1 protein-coding gene is annotated in these 1,634 nt (G+C 50.3%); it reads right to left on the bottom strand.

Going from position 1 to position 1,634, the window contains the following annotated elements; translation table 11 throughout:
• Window positions 1–141: 141 nt before the first annotated feature.
• Entirely contained in the window at window positions 142–1,035 is an 894-nt protein-coding gene (locus tag OXS27_RS32210) for a glycosyltransferase family A protein (protein WP_267361726.1), read from the bottom strand.
• Between the last annotated feature and the right edge of the window lie 599 nt (window positions 1,036–1,634).

Raw genomic sequence — 1,634 nt, 5'->3', positions numbered from 1 at the left:
ACTTGGCTCAGCACAAAATGTGATCGTACCCGCAGCGCAACTTATTCGATCACAGTGCTACCTGAATGGCATGACCGACACCCACCCAACAGGACGCAGTAGAAATGCAACGATCTTCGGCGACTGAAATATTGAAGAAAGTTACATATTGACAATATTGCCAGGATCACACCTCCCGATGAATGTGTCTCTGATTGCAAGCAAGTTACCCGACAACCGCCCAACGTAATCTGCGTTAGGATTTCTATTGAGCGATTTGATCGTATTTGATGCGACAGATTTTATCATAAATTTCAGGCTTGTACTCCAGCTAACCGTGCCCTTTTTGCTAAGATAAATTAAATTAGAAATTTGAGAATACCCTAGTCGCATTCCACTGGTACGTCCGCTTCGTGCGCCCAGATGAACTCCCCGACAAACCGGCGCAAATATTATACGCCCAAAGCTTTTAGCTTGCCCAGAAAAATCTCGGTCTTCTTGCCAAGCATAAAGCGGCAATTTTTCGTCGAATGTACAGGCGCCGAAAACTGTATTTCGAAATGCCATGTTACAACCATAAACAGTTGCAATATCGCGCATCGATCCCTGCGCCCAATGACTCTCCCGGCGGCGGGTGCCCGCTAAATAAGCTTCGACGCTGTCCTCGCTGACCGCATAACCATGCCCGCCATCGGCCAAAACCAAACCCGTGATCCCCACTATATCCAAATTATCTCGAAACAACGCATCGCATGACCGAACCCAATTTACGTCAGGTCTGAAATCGTCATCGAAAAATATCGTGAACGAGTCAGGGGATAGCGCTTGATGCTCCACCAACCATTCAATGCCTTTATTCCTCTGAATTGCCGAGCCAGCACTTACTGAGATGACCTTGGTAACCGTCAGATCGTCGTCAAATTCAGCTGTGTCGACGGCCACGTCAGCCGCGCTCGTCCCCACCAAAACGATATGCCGCGGCCGGAGTGTTTGCAGCCGCAGGTAAATCAGCAACGTTTTCAATTGCTCGGATCGCCCCCTGGTGGCGACGATCACGGAGACGTCTGACGTATGGTTCGGTCTATTTTTCATAAGCAGTCCGGTATGTGTCGATTAGGGTGATTTTCTGGCCCGTCGCTTCGGCCGAGCTGGCTTCCGCTCCCGTCCAACATGAGCAACGAGCACCGGTTCATGTTTGGTGACCACTTTGATCACCCCGCCTTGGCAAGACGATAAGGACTCCCGGTTGAAACTGGCAAGAACACATAACCTAGGGTTGTAAGGTTGTTCACATTAGAAGCGTTGTTTTTTCAATAGTCCGAAATGAGATAGCGCTCGTTTCGCCCGAGTCTACCCCGCGGACTACTCATCTGACCTCAACTTTACGTCAGTGACAAGTCGGTCAACTTGGGTAGATCGCATATTTCGGAATGCGGCAGTTCCAGCACCGCGGCGACCGGGGCACGTCGGCGCCGCGTCTGCATTCGAGAATTAACCGATTCGTTTGGCCAGTTCGGAGTTCAGGTACTGTCCCGCAGGGTGGTGGCTTTAATTTCGTTCAAGTACATGCATCACGGGATGGTTGATGAAAAAATCTCTTTTGGCGGTGCTACGACCACGTGCGCAGTTTTAGAGCCCGTCGGATGAGGATCTGC

Origin of the sequence: Methylobacterium sp. GC_Met_3 (genome assembly GCF_026540775.1) — a bacterium.
Classification (GTDB): domain Bacteria; phylum Pseudomonadota; class Alphaproteobacteria; order Rhizobiales; family Beijerinckiaceae; genus Methylobacterium.
Note: the sequence above shows the minus strand (reverse complement) of the source record. Positions and strands in the feature narration are given on the sequence as shown.